The organism is Cupriavidus sp. HMR-1 (assembly GCF_000319775.1).
Classification (GTDB): Bacteria; Pseudomonadota; Gammaproteobacteria; order Burkholderiales; family Burkholderiaceae; genus Cupriavidus; species Cupriavidus metallidurans.
The window spans coordinates 12,452-29,179 of record NZ_ANKP01000033.1; the positions used below are offsets into that span (position 1 = coordinate 12,452).

At 64.2% G+C, this 16,728-nt stretch carries 15 protein-coding genes and 1 pseudogene; 10 read left to right on the plus strand and 6 right to left on the minus strand.

Annotation, left to right across the window (positions count from 1 at the left end; genetic code table 11):
- Window positions 1-10 precede the first annotated feature (10 nt).
- From D769_RS04505 to D769_RS04515, 3 genes are all read right to left on the minus strand, one after another.
- A complete protein-coding gene (locus D769_RS04505) occupies window positions 11-910 on the minus strand; it encodes a TauD/TfdA family dioxygenase (protein WP_008642500.1) in 900 nt (299 codons plus the stop codon).
- Between the two features lie 420 nt (window positions 911-1,330).
- Window positions 1,331-2,398 (minus strand): porin, encoded by a 1,068-nt coding sequence (locus D769_RS04510; RefSeq protein WP_008642502.1) that lies wholly within the window; start codon window positions 2,396-2,398, stop codon window positions 1,331-1,333.
- Window positions 2,399-2,570: 172 nt separating this feature from the next.
- Complete coding sequence (locus D769_RS04515) at window positions 2,571-3,014, minus strand: thioesterase family protein (RefSeq protein ID WP_008642504.1); 444 nt, start codon at window positions 3,012-3,014, stop codon at window positions 2,571-2,573.
- 162 nt (window positions 3,015-3,176) lie between these two features.
- Here D769_RS04515 and D769_RS04520 point away from each other — a divergent pair, with 162 nt between their 5' ends.
- On the plus strand, window positions 3,177-4,247 hold the full coding sequence (locus D769_RS04520) for a fimbrial protein (RefSeq protein ID WP_008642505.1): 1,071 nt from the start codon (window positions 3,177-3,179) through the stop codon (window positions 4,245-4,247).
- Window positions 4,248-4,330: 83 nt separating this feature from the next.
- On the opposite strand, the gene D769_RS04525 is transcribed toward D769_RS04520, so the two are convergent.
- Window positions 4,331-4,942 (minus strand): LysE family transporter, encoded by a 612-nt coding sequence (locus D769_RS04525; RefSeq protein ID WP_008642506.1) that lies wholly within the window; start codon window positions 4,940-4,942, stop codon window positions 4,331-4,333.
- Window positions 4,943-5,131: 189 nt separating this feature from the next.
- Window positions 5,132-6,475, minus strand: coding sequence for an NADP-specific glutamate dehydrogenase (gdhA, locus tag D769_RS04530; protein ID WP_008642507.1), 1,344 nt, complete (start codon window positions 6,473-6,475; stop codon window positions 5,132-5,134).
- Window positions 6,476-6,988: 513 nt separating this feature from the next.
- Between gdhA and D769_RS04535 the strand changes: the two genes are divergently transcribed.
- Genes D769_RS04535 through D769_RS04565 form a run of 7 tightly spaced genes read left to right on the plus strand, consistent with a single transcriptional unit; the run spans window position 6,989 to window position 14,798 of the window.
- On the plus strand, window positions 6,989-7,981 hold the full coding sequence (locus D769_RS04535; protein WP_008642508.1) for a tripartite tricarboxylate transporter substrate binding protein: 993 nt from the start codon (window positions 6,989-6,991) through the stop codon (window positions 7,979-7,981).
- Between the two features lie 7 nt (window positions 7,982-7,988).
- Window positions 7,989-8,387, plus strand: a complete 399-nt coding sequence (locus D769_RS04540) for an OB-fold domain-containing protein (protein WP_008642509.1) — start codon at window positions 7,989-7,991, stop codon at window positions 8,385-8,387.
- Window positions 8,384-9,556 carry a thiolase gene (locus D769_RS04545; RefSeq protein ID WP_008642511.1) on the plus strand — a complete coding sequence of 391 codons (1,173 nt, stop codon included), beginning with the start codon at window positions 8,384-8,386 and terminating at the stop codon, window positions 9,554-9,556. The genes D769_RS04540 and D769_RS04545 overlap by 4 nt, the downstream gene beginning before the upstream one ends.
- Before the next feature lie 44 nt (window positions 9,557-9,600).
- Window positions 9,601-11,748 (plus strand): 3-hydroxyacyl-CoA dehydrogenase NAD-binding domain-containing protein, encoded by a 2,148-nt coding sequence (locus D769_RS04550; RefSeq protein ID WP_008642514.1) that lies wholly within the window; start codon window positions 9,601-9,603, stop codon window positions 11,746-11,748.
- A 49-nt stretch (window positions 11,749-11,797) separates the two neighbouring features.
- Window positions 11,798-12,982, plus strand: a complete 1,185-nt coding sequence (locus D769_RS04555) for a CaiB/BaiF CoA-transferase family protein (RefSeq protein WP_008642515.1) — start codon at window positions 11,798-11,800, stop codon at window positions 12,980-12,982.
- Between the two features lie 54 nt (window positions 12,983-13,036).
- Complete coding sequence (locus tag D769_RS04560) at window positions 13,037-14,008, plus strand: tripartite tricarboxylate transporter substrate binding protein (RefSeq protein WP_008642516.1); 972 nt, start codon at window positions 13,037-13,039, stop codon at window positions 14,006-14,008.
- Between the two features lie 13 nt (window positions 14,009-14,021).
- Complete coding sequence (locus tag D769_RS04565) at window positions 14,022-14,798, plus strand: enoyl-CoA hydratase (protein WP_008642517.1); 777 nt, start codon at window positions 14,022-14,024, stop codon at window positions 14,796-14,798.
- A 6-nt stretch (window positions 14,799-14,804) separates the two neighbouring features.
- On the opposite strand, the gene D769_RS04570 is transcribed toward D769_RS04565, so the two are convergent.
- Entirely contained in the window at window positions 14,805-15,752 is a 948-nt protein-coding gene (locus D769_RS04570) for a LysR family transcriptional regulator (RefSeq protein ID WP_008642518.1), read from the minus strand.
- A 164-nt stretch (window positions 15,753-15,916) separates the two neighbouring features.
- Between D769_RS04570 and D769_RS32600 the strand changes: the two are divergent.
- Together D769_RS32600 and D769_RS04575 are read left to right on the plus strand one after the other, a co-directional pair.
- Window positions 15,917-16,077, plus strand: a pseudogene (locus D769_RS32600) (nicotinate phosphoribosyltransferase); the annotation flags it as partial.
- 116 nt (window positions 16,078-16,193) lie between these two features.
- On the plus strand, window positions 16,194-16,727 hold the full coding sequence (locus D769_RS04575) for a dihydrofolate reductase family protein (RefSeq protein ID WP_008642521.1): 534 nt from the start codon (window positions 16,194-16,196) through the stop codon (window positions 16,725-16,727).
- The last annotated feature ends 1 nt before the right edge of the window (window position 16,728 follow it).

Consider the following 16,728-nt stretch of genomic DNA (forward strand, 5'->3'; position numbering starts at 1 on the left):
AATTGAACGTTCAGGCCGTGGCCGGCTGCGCCGACTCTGCCTTGACTTCGCCTTCGCCGATGCCGAAGGGCTTGTCGCCGATGATGCCGGCGCGCTCCATCTTGCGATGGCACGGTGCGTAGTCCATCACCGCGTAGTGCTGGGTGCTCCGGTTGTCCCAGATCGCCATGCTGTTGGCCTTCCAGCGCCAGCGCACCTGGTACTCGGGAATAAATGCCTGGCTGATCAGGTAGCGCAGCAGTTCGCCCGCGCCCGGGTTGTAGTCCTGTCCGTAGCGCACGTGCGCGGGCGTATGAAAGTTGGAGAAGTGCGTGGTGAACGCATTGACGAAGAGGACCTTCTCGCCAGTCTCGGGATGGACCCGCACGACGGGATGTTCGGGGTCGGGGTACTGCGCCTTCAGCGCCAGGCGCTTCTCGATCGGCATGGCAGCACCGAAGCTCGCCTCGATGCTGTGCCGCGCGCGCAGGCCGGCAATCTGCGTCTTGATATGAGCGGGCAGGTTCTCGTAGGCGAGCACCATGTTGGTCCACATTGTGTCGCCGCCGATCTCGGGTGATTCCACGCAGCGCAGCACGCAACCCAGAGGTGGCGCCTCACGCCACGTGGCATCGGTATGCCAGGCGTTCTCGTAGCGATCCATCGGCTGGTCCGGCCGCTTGTAGATCTGCACGAGCCCCGGATGATCGGGATGGCTGCCGGCGACCGGGTGATCCTCGAGCTTGCCGAAGCGCTCGGCGAATGCCACATGTTCGGCGCGGGAGATGTCCTGGTCGCGCAGGAACAGCACCTTGTGTCGCAGCAGCGCGGCACGAATTTCGTCGAACAGGCCATCGTCATGAATCGCATCGGAAAGCCTGACGCCCACGAGTTCGGCGCCGATGCTGGCGGTCATTGGTTCGATGCGCATCAGCGTGCCTCCTCGAAGGTCACGGGTGCGCACTGGGTGGCGCGAGGGGGAACGCAAAGGGTATTGCGAAGGAAAATGCGAAAGGGAATGCCGGACGTTGCCAAGATCTGTCTCCTATCGTTTTGATGTGGTGATTCAACGCGCGTGGCGTTGGCATGAAGGTAGGAGTTGCGTGCACGCCAGACTTTGCATTTCATGCCATAAGCATTGCGTCTGATGACAGTGGCGAGGCTTGGTAATCCTCCGTTTGATACCGATCAAGGAAAACGGCGCCGCGGCAGGTCGCCATGTGCGTTGGCTGGTGGATCGCGCGCACGTCCTTCCCGGGCGATGGCAAACAAAAAAGGCCTCCGGAAGCCGGAGGCCAAGAACCCTCTTGCCCTCGCAAGAAAGTGTCGATGCTGCCGATCGTTCGGCGCTTCAGAACTTGTGGCGCACGCCGACCACCAGGCCAGTCTGGTCCTTGCCGGGAACGACGTTGGTCGGGCTGCCGCTCGGCGCGTTGAATCCGTTCATGCCGAGCTGGGAGTTGCCGCGATTCAGCGCGTAGCCGGCATTCATGTACACGTCCGTGCGCTTGGAGAATGCATAGTCCGCCGAGGCGACGAACATGATCGGGTCGGCCCCGGAGTTGCGCATGTTCGTGTAGTACGCCGCGCCGGTCAGCTTCAGCGCGGGCGTCACGCTGTAGCGCAGACCCGCCCAGTACAGATCCGAGCGGTCGGTCGGCATGGCGCCGACATTGCCGTTGTACCAGCGATAGCCGATGAAGGCCTTCGCCGGGCCGAAGGCGTAGCTCGCGCCGACCAGCATGCGGCGGTCCTTGCGTTCGGCGGTAGCAAGTGTGGAGCCCTGGTACTCGTCATATACCGCGCCGATCGCGAAGGAACTCACCTCATAGGCCAGCGAGATACCGAGATTGCGGTCGACGGTGTAGTTGCCGGGAACCTCTCCGCCGCCGGTTCGGCTGAAACTGTACAGGCCGCTGGCGGTCAGTCCGTTGAACGTGCCACGGTACTTGATCGAGTTGTCCGCGCGTCCGGCCAGCACGTCGTCACTCTTGTAGAGCGAGTACCGCGGCGCAAAGCCCATCGGGTCGAGCTGGATCGCGGTGTCATACAGCGGGGTGGTCTGGCGGCCCAGCGTGACGGTTCCGTACTTGCTGCTCAGACCTACGATAGAGGTACGATCGAACAGCCGGGTCCGGTTGTTCTGCGCACCGGTATCAACTGAAATACCGCTTTCGAGATCGAAGATCGCCTTCAGGCCGCCGCCGAGATCCTCGACACCACGAATGCCCCAGCGGGATGTGGACATGTTGCCGGACGCCATTCGTACCTGGCTGGCGCCGCCGTTGGCGGAAGGCACGTTGCTGAGGTACTCGATGCCAACGTCGGCGACCCCATAAAGCGTGACGCTGGATTGCGCGGATGCGGTGCCTGCAATCATCCCCAGGGTTGCCATCGCAACGCCGTGACGAACATTCATGAACTCTCTCTCCAGTTATTGAATTGGAGCGGCGAGTATAGAAATGCAGACATTTCGCTTCGATTGCGGCGAGATTACAGCCGCATCGTTCCGGGCGCGGGCAGGCAAAAAGGGGGGGAGGGCAGGACTACCCCACGCCTTTGGGCGCGGGGCTTGTGTTGATTCGGTCGGCTCAATCGACCCAGTTCACCTTTGGGAAGCGCGCGGCGAAGCCATCGGGCATCGGCACCACGCGCGTAGTGGCGTAATCGAAGAAGACGAAGCCGGATTTGGCCATGGCGATCAGCGCGCCATCCTGCGGGCGCGTGATGCGGAAGATGATGTCGCCGCCGTACTTGTTGAAATCCATCACGCCCACTTCGAACAGAAGTTGGTCGCGTGCGTGGGCTTCCTTGCGATACATCGTGGCCAGGTCGGTGACTATGATGCCCGCACCGTCCACGCGGTCGCCCTCGCTGCCGTATTCGAAGAGAAAGCGGGCCCGTGCCTCCGAGATCATCGAAATCATCGAGTCGTTGGCCAGGTGATTGGCCGAGTTGATGTCGGTAACGCGAACGGTCAGGTGAGTGGAATAGCAGAACTGCTCGGCGGGCAGGTCGAGTTTGAGGCGGGCCATGATAGGGCTGGCAGGGCAGCGTGGATCGATAGAGGCCGCCATCTTAGTCGATTCTCTCCGTGTGCTCGCATTGCCGCACCTCATTGTGAACCTGACCGCTGGGCGGCAATTTAGGGATTCTACGATTTCACGTCGGAAGCCATTGCATCAGGATTGCAACAAATGGTCGTAGCCGGTGGTGGCTGTGAGGATGGCGTGAACTGGGGGAGCGTGATGATTCGACGAGTATGGATTGAGACACTCAAGAAGATGCTGTGTGTACTGGCCTTCGTGGCTGTTCCTGGCGCTGCCCATGCACTGGGAGCCTGCTCGTCATCGACTTCCATGCCGTACTTGCAGGCCATGAACAATATGGCTGTGGCGGTTAACCTTGCGGTCGGCGCGGAGATCCCGGGTACGAGGCGAAACTACACGTTCAGCGGTCGATGTGTCGCGGATGGCAATCAATCGATCTATGCGGGGGCGCCGATCATTGCGTGCTATTACGGCAGCGGTAGAGAAATCACCCCAGGCGTGTATTCGACAGGTGTCGCCGGCATTGGCATTCGGCTACGGAACGCCGTGGGACAGCCTATGATCAATGCTATCGGTGTTGCCTGCGATACAAGAGCGGCTGCTCTGGGAGCGCTGGCGGCTGACCTTTCGTATGCGGTGTCCGTTTCCATCGAATTCGTGAAAACGGGAGCGATCGGTCAAGGCAGCCTGGACCCCGCACAAACGCTTTTTGGTTTTGGCGTTTATCGTTCAGCAGTCGGCCTGGGCCGTGGGGGGAACCACATCGGCTTCACCGGCAGCGCCACGCCACGTCAGATTACCTGCACCAGGCGTGCTCCGACGACCGTTACCCTTCCGGATGCCACGGCATCGAGTCTCTCCGGGAACGGTTCGACGACGGGCTTTGCGCCATTCTCCATCGGGCTTACATGCGATGGCGCGGCAGTTGTGGGCATATCCTTCGATGGCGCCGGCGGGACGCCTGTCAGGTCCGCTTCCATGGGCGTGCTGGGCATCCAGAACGAAGGCGCGGCCGACATGGCCAGCGGGGTCGGCGTGCAATTGATCGATGGCAGCACTTATTCCCCCGTACCCCTGCAAGCGCGCAATCCTCTTGGCAACATTCCAGCCAACGGCATGTCCTCGTATCGCTATGCGTTCCGGTACCACAGTCTTTCGGCCAGACCCAGTCCGGGCACCGTGAGGGGTACGATGGTTTTTACGTTCGACTATCAGTAGGCCGATGGTGGCCGATGGTGGCCGATGGCGATTTTCTCCCGTCCCCGTCGCATTCCCGGTGAATTGGCGGGGAAGGCATGGCTTTAGCGCGCCGCCAGCATCCGTCCGCCAAGTACTATCAGCAGTCCTCCAACCACGGAATCCAGCACGGCCTTGCGCCGCATCAGTAACCGGTGAACCGCAGGGTGCGAAGCGAGCAGCGCCATGCCGCAGTACCACGCGGACGATACCGCGACAGCAATGGCGATGACAGCGACGTGGAACCATGCCGGCGCGTGCGCGGGAACCATCAACGCGAAGATGCTGCCGTAGAACGCCACGGCCTTGGGGTTGGTCATGCTGACGACATACCCCTTCTTCGCGGCGGTCCAGCCGGTTGGCGCAATGAGGGGCGGCGCGTTTAGCGGGTGGCGCGCGGTCAGGATCATCTTTGCCCCGAGCCAGATCAGGTAGGCGGCGCCTGCGATCCGGAGCGCCGTGCCGATCCATGCCACGTGCGTGACGATCAGGCCGAGTCCGGCGATCGCGATCAGGGCCCAGGTGCCCGAGGCTGCGCCAAGCGCGAGGCCGGTGATCACCCCTGCACGCCGAGACGCCACTGCCGTCGATGTGACGATCATGAAATTCGGTCCCGGGCTGGCGACGCTCAGCATCATGACGCCGGTCAGTGCCAGCAGGGTGTTGATGTATTCCATCTTGTGTTCTCCGCTGCACACGGAGCGCGTGGAGCCGACCGACGCGATCAGGGTGAGCGCCAATCCTACCTGACGATGCGTGGCTGCGCAGCGGACAAAGAAAATGCGACGAGGCAAGCCTCGTCGCATTCCTCCCCCGGCTGGCAATCGGGGTGTCTGGTTAGACCAGCTGCCCGACCGACCGCGGGATCAGATCACGCCCTGCGCCAGCATGGCATCCGCCACCTTGACGAAGCCGGCGATGTTGGCGCCTTCCAAATAGTTGATGTAGCCGTCTTCCTTCTGGCCGTAGTGGATGCAGTTGCCGTGGATGTCCTTCATGATGGCGTGGAGCTTCTCGTCGATCTCGGCGTGATGCCAGGCCATGCGCATTGCGTTCTGCGACATCTCCAGACCCGAGGTTGCCACGCCGCCAGCGTTGCTGGCCTTGCCCGGTGCGTACAGGATGCGCGCGGCCACGAAGCGGTCCACGGCGTCCAGCGTCGACGGCATGTTGGCGCCTTCGGCCACGCAGAACACGCCGTTCGACAGCAGGCGCTCGGCATCGTGACCGTTCAGTTCGTTCTGGGTGGCGCACGGCAGCGCTACGTCGGCGGGCACGTGCCACGGCGTCTTGCCGGATTCGAAGCGCAGGCCATGCTGCTCGGCGAAGTCGGACAGGCGGCCACGGGTGTCGTTCTTGAACGTCATCAGCGCGTCCAGTTGCTCGCGATTCATGCCCTCGGGGAAGTGCAACACGCCGCCGGAGTCCGACACCGTCAGCACCTTGGCACCCAGTTCGATCGCCTTTTCGGCGGCGTATTGCGCCACGTTGCCCGAGCCGGACAGCAGCACGCGCAGCCCGTCGAACTCACGGCCGCGACGATGCAGCATCTCCTGCGCGAAGTACACCGTGCCGTAGCCAGTGGCCTCGGGACGCATCAGGCTGCCGCCGAAGGCCAGACCCTTGCCAGTGAACACGCAGGCTGACTGGTTCGACAGCTTCTTCATCATGCCGGCCATAAAGCCGACTTCCCGCGCGCCCACGCCGATGTCACCGGCCGGCACGTCCGTGTCCGGTCCCAGGTGACGATACAGCTCGGTGATCAGCGCCTGGCAGAAGCGCATGACTTCAGCGTCGGACTTGCCCTTCGGGTCGAAGTCCGAACCGCCCTTGCCGCCGCCCATGGGCAGGGTGGTCAGCGCATTCTTGAAAGTCTGCTCGAAGCCCAGGAACTTCAGCACCGACAGGTTCACGGTCGGGTGGAAGCGCATCCCGCCCTTGTACGGGCCGATCGCGGAGCTGTGCTGCACGCGGAAGGCGCGGTTGACCTGCACCTGGCCGCGGTCGTCGGTCCATGCCACGCGGAACTGGATCACGCGTTCCGGTTCCACCAGCCGTTCCAGCAGGGCCTGATCGCCATAGCGCGGGTTGCGCTCGACGAACGGCCACAAGGTCATCATGACCTCCTTCACGGCCTGGAAGAATTCGGGCTGGTTGGGGTCACGCCGGGAGACCCCGGCCAGGAAGGAATCGAGGGTGCGAGAAGTCACGATGTCTCTGAATTTTCTTGATGCGATGTGCGGCGCCTGCGCCACGCAGTGGGTGTGGCGGAAGGGTCGCTCCGAATGGCGTGTCTGGTGGGCGCCGCGGCATGGAAACCCGGGAAATCCCGATGGGGACCCCGCGTCAGGCGGCGGGACTGGGAGGCAAGCCGAAATGTCCTAACAATTGAGCTTGTGGCTGGATGTTTCGAACAGGCACGAAGCTTAGCACCAGAGTGGGGCACCCCACATCGAAAACATCAAAGTGGAGGGAAAAACAGTTCGCTGTTCGGTGGGGTGGCACGGTCTGCCAGACCGGCTGAGGCGCCCCCGAATGCGGCTCCCGATCCCTGTGCAGCATTGTGCACCCTGCGCCGGACATGCAAGCCTTGAAAATCCACGAACGCGCGCTTCGAAACTTTCGGATAGTGGTTTCCTGTCCTCAAAAATAAACTGGCGCCCGGCATTCCCAACGCACGGGCGGCACAGCCCTGGCGAATAACGACAAGGCAGGAGACATCGATGCAACACGGCTTTCGGCGCCGTCGCCTCATGGCGGCCATTGGCTTTTCATTCGCACTAGGCGGTACTTCCCTGGCTCCGGCACATGCCGATACGTGGCCAACCAAGCCGGTCACGATCGTGGTGGCGTTCGCGCCCGGCGGCATGACCGATATCGTTGGCCGCATGCTCGCGGCCGAACTGAGCCAGACGTTCAAGCAGAGCTTCGTGGTGGAGAACCGCCCCGGCGCTGCCGGACAACTCGCCACGGAATACGTCGCCCGCAAGCCGAATGACGGCTACACGCTGCTGCTCAGCGCCACCGGGCACGTGATTGGCCCGGCCGTGCAGAAGACCGTGCGGTATCGCCCGGTCCTGGACTTCGAGCCGATTGCCCTGATTGCCAAGGCGCCGAACATGCTCGTGGTGAACCCGTCGGTGCAGGCGCATACCGTGCCCGAGTTCGTGGCGTGGGCCAAGGCCCAGGGCAGCGTGCCCTACGGTTCCGCGGGCGTGGGAGGCTCCACCCATCTCGCGGGCGAGCTGTTCCGCCATATGACCGGTGCGCCGCTGGTGCACGTGCCATACAAGGGTGCGTCGCCATCCACCAGTGATGCCGTGGCCGGCCAGATTCCGGTGGTATTCCAGGATTCGATGAGCGTCTCCGCGTTCATCGCCGCCGGCAAGCTGCGCCCGATCGCCGTGACCAGCCTGGAGCGCAGCAAGCTGTTCCCCGATGTGCCGACGATTGCCGAGGCCGGGTACAAGAACTTCGACGCCTATACCTGGCTGGGGCTGTACGCACCGGCCGGAACGCCGGCCGCTATCGTCACGCGCCTGAATACCGAGGTGAACCGGATCATGTCGTCGCCGGACATGGTGGCGAAACTCAGGAAGCAGAACGCCGAGGCGGCGGGCAATCTGAATCCAGTCGAATTCCGCAAGTACGTCGAGACCGAAGTGGCCAAGTGGCAGAACATGGTCAAGATCACCGGCGTGCAGATCGAGCAATAAGGGCCCCATGACGATTGCACATCCATCCGGCGACCCGGCAGCCACGTCTGCCGACGCTCACTATTTCCAGTGCCTCTCCGAAGGCGTGTTCGAAATCCCCCAGTGCCGCGACTGCGGCCGTCATCACTTCTTTCCGCGCGTTGTTTGCCCCCATTGCGGCTCCGTAGCGTTGCAGTGGGTCGCGCCGAGCGGTCTTGGCACCGTGTATTCGACCACGGTCGTGCGCAAGAAGGAGGGGGACTACAACGTGTGCCTGGTCGATCTCGATGAGGGGCCGCGCATGATGAGCCGCGTGATCGGCGTGGATCCCGGCGCGGTGAGGATCGGGCACCGCGTCAGGGCGCAGGTGCTGCGCACGGGCGAGGACGCATTGCTGGTGTTCGCGCCGGCCGGGGAGCGACAATGAGCGCGGCATTGAAGGCCACCGATCGTGGTGGCGTGGCGATTCTGGGCACTGGGCTGGCAGGGCTCGGTCATGCGGGTGGCCGCACGGAGCAGGAGATCATCGCCCAGGCCGCGTACCGCGCGGTGGCGGCAAGCGGGCTGCGCATGGCCGATATCGACGGCATTATCACGTCGAGCCTGACATCGCCATGGTGGGTGATGCGCATGTCAGAGTACCTCGGCATCCGGCCCCGGTTCTCCGATAGCACGATGTTCGGCGGCTCGTCGTTCATCGCGGATATCCGCATCGCTGCCATGGCGATCGAGGCGGGCGAATGCGACAACGTGCTGATCTGCTACGGCAGCAATCCTCGCAGCATTCCCAGTAGTTCGCGCGTCAACGCGATGCGCGCCGAACTCGACCCGCAGCCGTACGAGCATCCATACAAGCCGTTCAATCCCGTCACCAGCTATGCGCTGGCCGCGGCCCGGCATATGCACGAGTTCGGCACCACGCGCAAGCAACTGGCCGAAGTGGCGGTGGCAGCGCGGCAGTGGGCGCAGCGCAATCCCGACGCCTTCATGCGCGACCCATTGACGATCGACGACGTGATCAACGCCAAGATGGTGTCTGACCCGCTGACGGTGCGCGATTGCTGTCTGGTGACCGATGGCGCCGGCGCTTTCGTCGTCACGCGCGCGGACCGTGCGCGGGGTCTTCATGCGAAGCCAATCTATGTGCTCGGTGTCGGACACGCACACTGGCATCGGCAGATTTCCTGCATGGACGATCTGACGCGCACGCCGGCCATCGACTCGGGCCGCAAGGCATTCGCGCAGGCGGGTCTGACGCCCGCCGATATCGACGTCGTGGAGCTTTATGACGCCTTCACGATCAACCCGATCCTGTTTCTGGAAGACCTGGGCTTCTGCGCGAAAGGCGAGGGCGGTGCATTCATCTCGGGCGGCCGCATCGCGCCGGGCGGCGATTTGCCGATGAATACCAATGGTGGCGGGCTGTCGTGCATTCACCCAGGCATGTACAGCATCTTTCTTGTGATCGAAGCCGTCAGCCAGTTGCGCGGCGAGGCCGGCGAGCGGCAGGTCAGCAAGGTGGAAACGGCGTTGGTGCACGGCAATGGTGGTGTGCTGTCAAGCCAGGCCACCGCCATCCTGGCATCCAGCCAGTAAAGGCCAAACCAGCCTTACAAAGAAACGTAGTCGAGATCGCAGCAATGTCCCACGCAATCGAATCCATTCCTCTTTCCTCCACTGTGAGCTGGCAACAGCAGGGCGATGTCGCCGTGCTGTGGCTCGACAACCCGCCGGTGAACGGCCTGGGCGATACCACGCGCGCCGGGCTGCACGCCGGCATCACGCGCGCGCTGCAGGATGCCACCGTGGCCGGGGTTGTGCTGGCAGGCGCCGGCAAGGCGTTTTGCGGCGGCGCAGACATCCGGCAGTTCAACACGCCTGCCGCGACCGCCCGGCCGCTGTCGCGCGATGTGCTGGCGCTGATCGAATCGGCAAGCAAGCCCGTGGTGGCTGCGATTCACGGCGTGGCGCTCGGCGGTGGCCTGGAACTGGCCATGGGTTGCCACTATCGCGTGGTGGCATCCGACGCCAGCCTGGGTCTGCCAGAGGTCAACCTCGGGCTCGTGCCCGGTGGTGGCGGTACCCAGCGGCTGCCACGGCTCGTTGGTGTGGAACAAGCGCTGGACATGATTCAGCAAGGGGTGCCCGTCAGCGGCGAGACCGCCGCGCGTATCGGTCTCGCCGATGCGGTGGCAGACGCGAGCCCGAGCGGCACGCGGGATGCCGGACCTGTTGTCGCACTGGCGGTCGACTTTTGCCGGCGTGCTGCCGCCCGTGCGGTGGCGCATCCGGTTGCCAGTGCGTTGGCCGTCAAGGCGGGCGGCGATGTCGATTTCGGGACGCGGATCGCTGCAATCAACGGCAAGGCACGCAACGCGATCGCGCAGAATGCGTGCATTCGGTGCGTCGAAGCCGCGACGCAGCTGCCGATTGCCGACGGGCTGGCATTCGAGCGCGCCCAGTTCGAGGCGCTTGTCGCGGGCAACGAGTCGAAGGCGCTGCGCCATATCTTCTTCGCCGAGCGCGAGGCGCCGAAGTTTGCCGAAGGGAAGGGACAGGCGCTGCGGCCGATCGAACGTGTTGCCGTCATCGGTTCTGGGACGATGGGCGTCGGTATCGCGATGTCGTTCGTCAACGCCGGCATTCCGGTCATGCTGATCGAACGCGAGCAGGCCGCGCTGGACCGCGGCGTGGCACTGATCCGCCGCAACTACGAGATTACCGCCGCGAAAGGCAAGCTGGCGCCGCAGCAGATTGACGCGCGCATGGGGCGCATCACGCCGACGCTGGCGTTCGAGGCCGTCGCAGATGCCGATCTGGTGGTCGAAGCCGTGTTCGAAGACATGGCCGTGAAACAGGCCATCTTCGAGCGTCTGGACGCGCTGTGCAAGCCGTCGGCGATCCTGGCGACGAATACGTCGCGGTTGAACATCGACACGATCGCCGCGTCGACCAAACGCCCGGGCGATGTGATCGGCCTGCATTTCTTCAGCCCGGCGAACGTGATGAAGCTGCTGGAAGTCGTGCGCGGACAGGCGACCCACGCCGACGTCATCGCCTCGTGCATGGCGATGGCGCAGCGCATCCGCAAGATACCGGTGCTGGTGCGGGTGTGTGAAGGTTTTGTCGGCAACCGGATGCTGACGCCTTACTGGCGCGAGGCCGGCTTCCTGTTGGAAGAGGGCGCGTCGCCACTGCAGGTCGATCGGGCATTGACGCAGTTCGGCATGGCGATGGGCCCGCTGACAATGGCGGATCTGGCCGGCATGGACATCAACTGGGCCACGCGAAAGCGGCTGGCGCCGACGCGGCCGGCGCACCTGCGGTACTCGGCGGTGGCCGATCGAATCTGCGAACTGGGCCGGTTCGGGCAGAAGACCAACGGCGGCTACTACCGCTACGAACCTGGCAGCCGTACGCCGATCCCCGACCCGCAGATCGACGCGTTGATCGAAGACTGCGCGCGCGAGGCGGGCATTGCGCGGCGCCCGGTTGCCGACGAGGAGATCGTCGAGCGTTGCATGCTGGCATTGATCAATGAAGGCGCGCGCATCCTGGATGAGGGCATCGCACAGCGCGCTTCCGATATCGACGTGGTGTACGTGCATGGCTACGGCTTTCCGGCGTGGCGTGGCGGCCCCATGTTCTACGCGGAAACACTCGGTCTGGCGCACGTGCTGACCCGCATCCGCGCGTTGCAGGATGTGCACGGCGCCCATTGGGAGCCTGCGCCACTGCTCGAACGGTTGGTCGCTGAAGGTAGGCGGACCTTCGACGGTCCACGCTGAGTCCGCGCCGCATCTACCCTGAATCTGAACCCGAAAATCTGGAGTCACAATGTTGCATCGCGCATTGGAAGGCATTCGCGTGCTGGACCTGTCGCGCATCCTGGCTGGGCCGTGGTGTACGCAGAACCTCGCCGATCTGGGCGCCGAAGTCGTCAAGGTCGAACATCCGCAGCGTGGCGATGACACGCGTGGTTGGGGGCCACCCTATCTGGATGCCGCGGATGGCAGCGACGCGCGCCTTTCCGCGTACTTCATCAGTTGCAATCGCGGCAAGCAGTCGGTGTGCATCGACTATGGCCAGCCTGAAGGTGTCGCGCAATTGCTGGAGCTGGCCCGCAACGCCGACGTGTTGGTGGAGAACTACAAGGTGGGGACGCTCAAACGCTACGGGCTCGACTATGCGTCGCTCAAGGCGATCAATCCGCGTCTGATCTATCTGTCTATCACGGGGTTCGGCCAGGACGGCCCGATGGCCGACAAGCCCGGCTATGACTACGTGTTCCAGGGTATGGGCGGACTGATGAGTTACACCGGCCAGCCGGATGGTAGCCCCGGCGCGGGGCCGTTGCGCACCGGCGTGGCAGTGGTCGATGTCAGCACGGGCATGTATGCGACGAGCGCCGTGCTGGCGGCGCTGTTCCAGCGTCAGCAGACCGGCGAAGGCCAGCATCTTGATATCGCACTGCTCGACGTGGCCGTGGCACTGAATGCGAATCAGGGCGCCAACTACCTGGTATCGGGCAAGAACCCGCAACGCAGTGGCAACGCGCATCCGAACTGCGCGCCGTATGAGGTCTTCGGATGCGCCGATGGTTATCTGATTCTGGCGATCGGCAACGACACGCAGTTCGCACGCTTCTGTGATGTGGCGGGGCGTCCGGATCTCGCGCAAGACCCGCGCTACGTCACGAACTCGGGCCGCATCGAACATCTCACCGAACTGCGCAAGGTACTGACGGCGTTGTTCCCGACGCGCTCGCGTGCCGACTGGACGGCGGCGTTCGACGTCGCCGGTGTGCCCTGGGGCCCGATTCATACGATGGAAGAGGTCTTCGCGCATCCGCAGGTCCAGCATCGGCAATTGCGTCAGGTGGCCACGCACCCGGTGATGGGCGAGGTGCCAATGGTGCGCAATCCGATGCTGCCGGCCAATCCTCAGCCGCTCAAGCCGCCGCCGCTGCTCGGCGAACACACGGGGGCCACAGCAGTGGCCGCCATCGCTGCCGCGCAATAGATGCGGGCGGCCCGACTCGAATTTCGACAAATCGTACGGAGACACATGATGAATATGAAGCCAACCTTCCTGGCACTGGCCGCGCTGGCCTGTGTGGGCCCGGCAGGCCTTGCCCACGCCGCCGACTGGCCGGACAAGCCGATCAAGCTCGTGGTGCCCTACGCGGCCGGTGGTACTACCGACATCATCGCGCGCGTGGTCGGCACGCGGCTTGGCGCAGTGCTGAAGCAGCCTGTTGTGGTCGAGAACCGTCCCGGTGCCGGTGGCGCGGTAGGCAGTGCCTACGCGGCCAAGCAGCCGGCCGATGGTTATACGCTCGTGATGGAAGTGGAAAGCTCCCACGCGGTCAACCCGAACGTCTATCAGAAGACGGCCTATGACCCGGTCAAGGACTTCGATCCGATCAGCAATCTGGCGGACGTGCCCAACGTGCTGGTGGTCAATCCGTCGTTCCCCGCCCAGGATATGGCGGCCTTTATCAAGCTGCTGAAGGCGTCGCCGGGCAAGTATTCGTTCGGGTCGTCGGGCAACGGCGGCCTGAGCCATATGAATGGCGAGCTGTTCATGAGCGTCACGGGCACGAAGATGCTGCACGTGCCGTACAAGGGTCTGGGGCCGGCGCTGAACGATGCGATGGCTGGACAGATTCAGGTGGTGTTCGACAATATCCCGTCGTCGTCCGGCCTGATCCAGGGCGGCAAGCTGCGGCCCCTGGCCGTGGCGGCCAAGCATCGACTCAAGATGCTGCCCAATGTGCCAACCTACGCGGAAGCCGGACTGCCCGCGATGAACAATCCGTCGTGGTTTGGCCTTGGCGCGCCGGCTGGCACGCCGCCGGCGATCCTCGACAAGATCAATGTGGCGGTCAAGCAGGTGCTGGCCGAGCCAGAGGTGGTCGACGCCATCGAGAAGCAGGGCGCGCTGCCTGCCTATACCACCCGCAAGGCCTTCGCCGACTTGATCCGGGAGCAGAATCAGCACTGGAAGAAGGTAGTCGAGGACATCCATTTCGCAAAGCTGCAGTAAGGAGCAGAACACGATGAGCGCATCGCTTTCCAATCACCACGCCGCCGTAGAGGTCGACGAGCAGGGCGTAGCCACCGTCACCATCCGCGAAGCGAAATCGCTGAATATCCTAGGCACGCCGGTCATTGCGGATCTGACCCAGGCCGTGCGTGCCCTGGCCGAGCGCGACGACGTGCGCGTGCTGGTGGTTCGCGGCACGGGGGACAAGGGCTTTATCGGGGGCGCCGATATCAACGAGATGGCTGCGCTGACCCGCGAGCGCGCGGAAGTGTTCATCAGCGCATTGCGCGACTTGTGCAATGCGCTGCGTCACTTCCCGGTACCCGTGATTGCACGGATGCCGGGCTGGTGCCTCGGCGGCGGCCTGGAGCTGGCGCTGGCATGCGATATCCGCATCGCCGCCGACAACGCCCAGCTGGGTATGCCCGAGGTCAAGGTAGGCATCCCGTCGGTCATTCATGCGGCGCTGATGCCGCGCCTGATTGGCAACGCGCGCGCCGCGTGGTTGTTGCTGACGGGCGAGATCGCCGACGCGGCAGAGTCGCTGGCTGCGGGGCTGGTGAGTCGCGTGGTGCCGTTGGCCGATCTCGACGTCGAGGTGGGTCGTGTGGCATCACTGCTGGCCAGCTTCGGCCCGCAGGTGGTGCGTCAGCAGAAGCGGCTGCTGCGCGAGTGGGAAGAAGCGCCACTCGACGTGTCGATCGACAACAGCGTGGCGGAGTTCGGCAGCGCCTTCGATACGGGCGAGCCGCAGCACCACATGGCTACCTTCCTGAACCGCAAGCGGTAACGGGACTCAGGGCGCGGCTTCGGGTGCCGCGCCTGTCTCGCGTGTGATGGCCACGCGCGGGTCGTTGAGCAGGAACTGCACGAACGCCGCGGCAAAGCCGGGCAGCTTTCCGTCGGCGCGGGTGACGAGCGTCAGCTCCCGTACCGCCCAGGGCTCGTCGAGCGCGACCCCGACCACGCGCCCCTCGTGCATCGACGTCGCCGCCACGCTACGCGGCACCAGCGCCACCCCGACGCCGGCAGCCGCCAGCGCCAGCACCGCCTCGAAGCTGTGCGCGTGCAGGCGGACGTTCGGTTGCTTGCCGGCGCGTTGCGCGGTATCGCGCAGAAACAGGAAGTTGCTGCTGGTGCGGCTCATGCAGACGAAGTCGAACCCGAGCGCGGCGCCAAACCGGATGCGCCCCTGTCGCGCCAATGGATGATCGGGAGCCACCGCCAGCACCAGTTCATCGACCGCGTACCGCACCGCGTGAACGCCGGCGGTGTCGGCGGCCATGGTCATATCACTGGCAAATATGCCGATGTCCGCCTCATGCGCGGCCACTGCCGCCGTAATCGCCTGGCTGGCCCGCTCTTCCAGATCGATGTTGACCGCCGGGTGCGCGGCCAGGAACCGGCTCACGCTCGGGATGATGAATCCGTTCAGCGAGCTGCTGTTTGCCAGCAGGCGGATGTGCCCCTTGAGCCCGCTGGCAAAGCGGCCAACTTCTCCGTGCATCCGTTCGATGCCTTGCAGCAGCTCGCGCACATGCGCCAGCATCATCTCGCCCGCAGGCGTCAGATCCATGCCACGCGCGTTGCGAACGAAGAGCGGTGTGCCCAGCGCATGCTCCAGGTTCTTCAGGCGGTAACTGGCCGCCGACGCCGTGATATGCGCGGCGCTGGCGCCGCCCGCCAGGCTGTGGGCCTCCGCAATAGCCTGGAAAAGGCGGAGATCGGTGAGTTCGTACCGCAAGAGAGGGACTCCGGAATAGGTCACCCGCTTTTGCAGCCACCGGCGAATGCCGATGGCGCGGGCGTGCAGCAAGACGCATTGGTCTCGCCATGCTGCATCAATCGGGTCTGGGAAGCAATGGAAGGGAGCCGGAAGCACTGCCGCCGGCCCCAGGGCGGACATAGCTGCAGCAACTGAACCGCGACGCGCAGCGTTCGTCATGAAGTACTCGACTGTCAAGATGGACGCTGCCTGGCGCAATGTCAGGAAGGACCCTGTCACCGATGCCGGCAAGGGACCCACGCAAGGCCGCCTGACACTGCTACGCAATCGTCGGACCGGCGACTAACATGCCGGCGCCACCGGTGCGTCAAACGGAAAAAAGGGGGGATATGCCTGCGCGGCTTGTGTCGGTGTCCTGTCCAGTGAAGAATATGCGGCTTGTTCGCTCCGGAGCCAGCCATGACCACCGCACACGTCTTCATCGCCACCAGCCTCGACGGCTTCATCGCCCGACCCGACGGCGATATCGGCTGGTTGCTCCAGCGCGATGATCCGGCCGAAGACCACGGCTATATGGATTTCATCGCCGACAAGGATGCGATCGTGATGGGCCGGGGCACCTACGAGAAGGTCCTGACCCTTGGCGACTGGGCCTATGACCGGCCTGTCCTGGTCCTGTCCCGGCAACTGGCGGGCACGCCGGTGCCGGCGGCGTTGGAGGGGAAAGTCCGATTCGCGAGCCTTTCGCCGAGGGATACGCTGGAACGCCTGGCGGCTGAGGGCGTACGCCGGGTCTATGTCGATGGCGGGCAGGTTGTGCAATCGTTCCTGCGCGATGGGTTGATCGCCGATCTGGTGGTCACCACGGTTCCTGTGTTGATCGGCGCCGGGCGGCCGTTGTTCGGGGCGCTGCCGCGCGACGTCGATCTGGCCCTGGTCTCGAGCCGCAGCTTCCCCTCGGGATTGGTGCAGTCGACGTACCGGGTGGTCTGAC

Bases quoted from the DNA above. Each gene is read 5' to 3' on its own strand.
- D769_RS04505 (WP_008642500.1), bottom strand. From the start codon at position 910: ATGCGCATCGAACCAATGACCGCCAGCATCGGCGCCGAACTCGTGGGC.
- D769_RS04510 (WP_008642502.1), bottom strand. From the start codon at position 2,398: ATGAATGTTCGTCACGGCGTTGCGATGGCAACCCTGGGGATGATTGCA.
- D769_RS04515 (WP_008642504.1), bottom strand. From the start codon at position 3,014: ATGGCCCGCCTCAAACTCGACCTGCCCGCCGAGCAGTTCTGCTATTCC.
- D769_RS04520 (WP_008642505.1), top strand. From the start codon at position 3,177: ATGGTCGTAGCCGGTGGTGGCTGTGAGGATGGCGTGAACTGGGGGAGC.
- D769_RS04525 (WP_008642506.1), bottom strand. From the start codon at position 4,942: ATGGAATACATCAACACCCTGCTGGCACTGACCGGCGTCATGATGCTG.
- D769_RS04535 (WP_008642508.1), top strand. From the start codon at position 6,989: ATGCAACACGGCTTTCGGCGCCGTCGCCTCATGGCGGCCATTGGCTTT.
- D769_RS04540 (WP_008642509.1), top strand. From the start codon at position 7,989: ATGACGATTGCACATCCATCCGGCGACCCGGCAGCCACGTCTGCCGAC.
- D769_RS04545 (WP_008642511.1), top strand. From the start codon at position 8,384: ATGAGCGCGGCATTGAAGGCCACCGATCGTGGTGGCGTGGCGATTCTG.
- D769_RS04550 (WP_008642514.1), top strand. From the start codon at position 9,601: ATGTCCCACGCAATCGAATCCATTCCTCTTTCCTCCACTGTGAGCTGG.
- D769_RS04555 (WP_008642515.1), top strand. From the start codon at position 11,798: ATGTTGCATCGCGCATTGGAAGGCATTCGCGTGCTGGACCTGTCGCGC.
- D769_RS04560 (WP_008642516.1), top strand. From the start codon at position 13,037: ATGAAGCCAACCTTCCTGGCACTGGCCGCGCTGGCCTGTGTGGGCCCG.
- D769_RS04565 (WP_008642517.1), top strand. From the start codon at position 14,022: ATGAGCGCATCGCTTTCCAATCACCACGCCGCCGTAGAGGTCGACGAG.
- D769_RS04575 (WP_008642521.1), top strand. From the start codon at position 16,194: ATGACCACCGCACACGTCTTCATCGCCACCAGCCTCGACGGCTTCATC.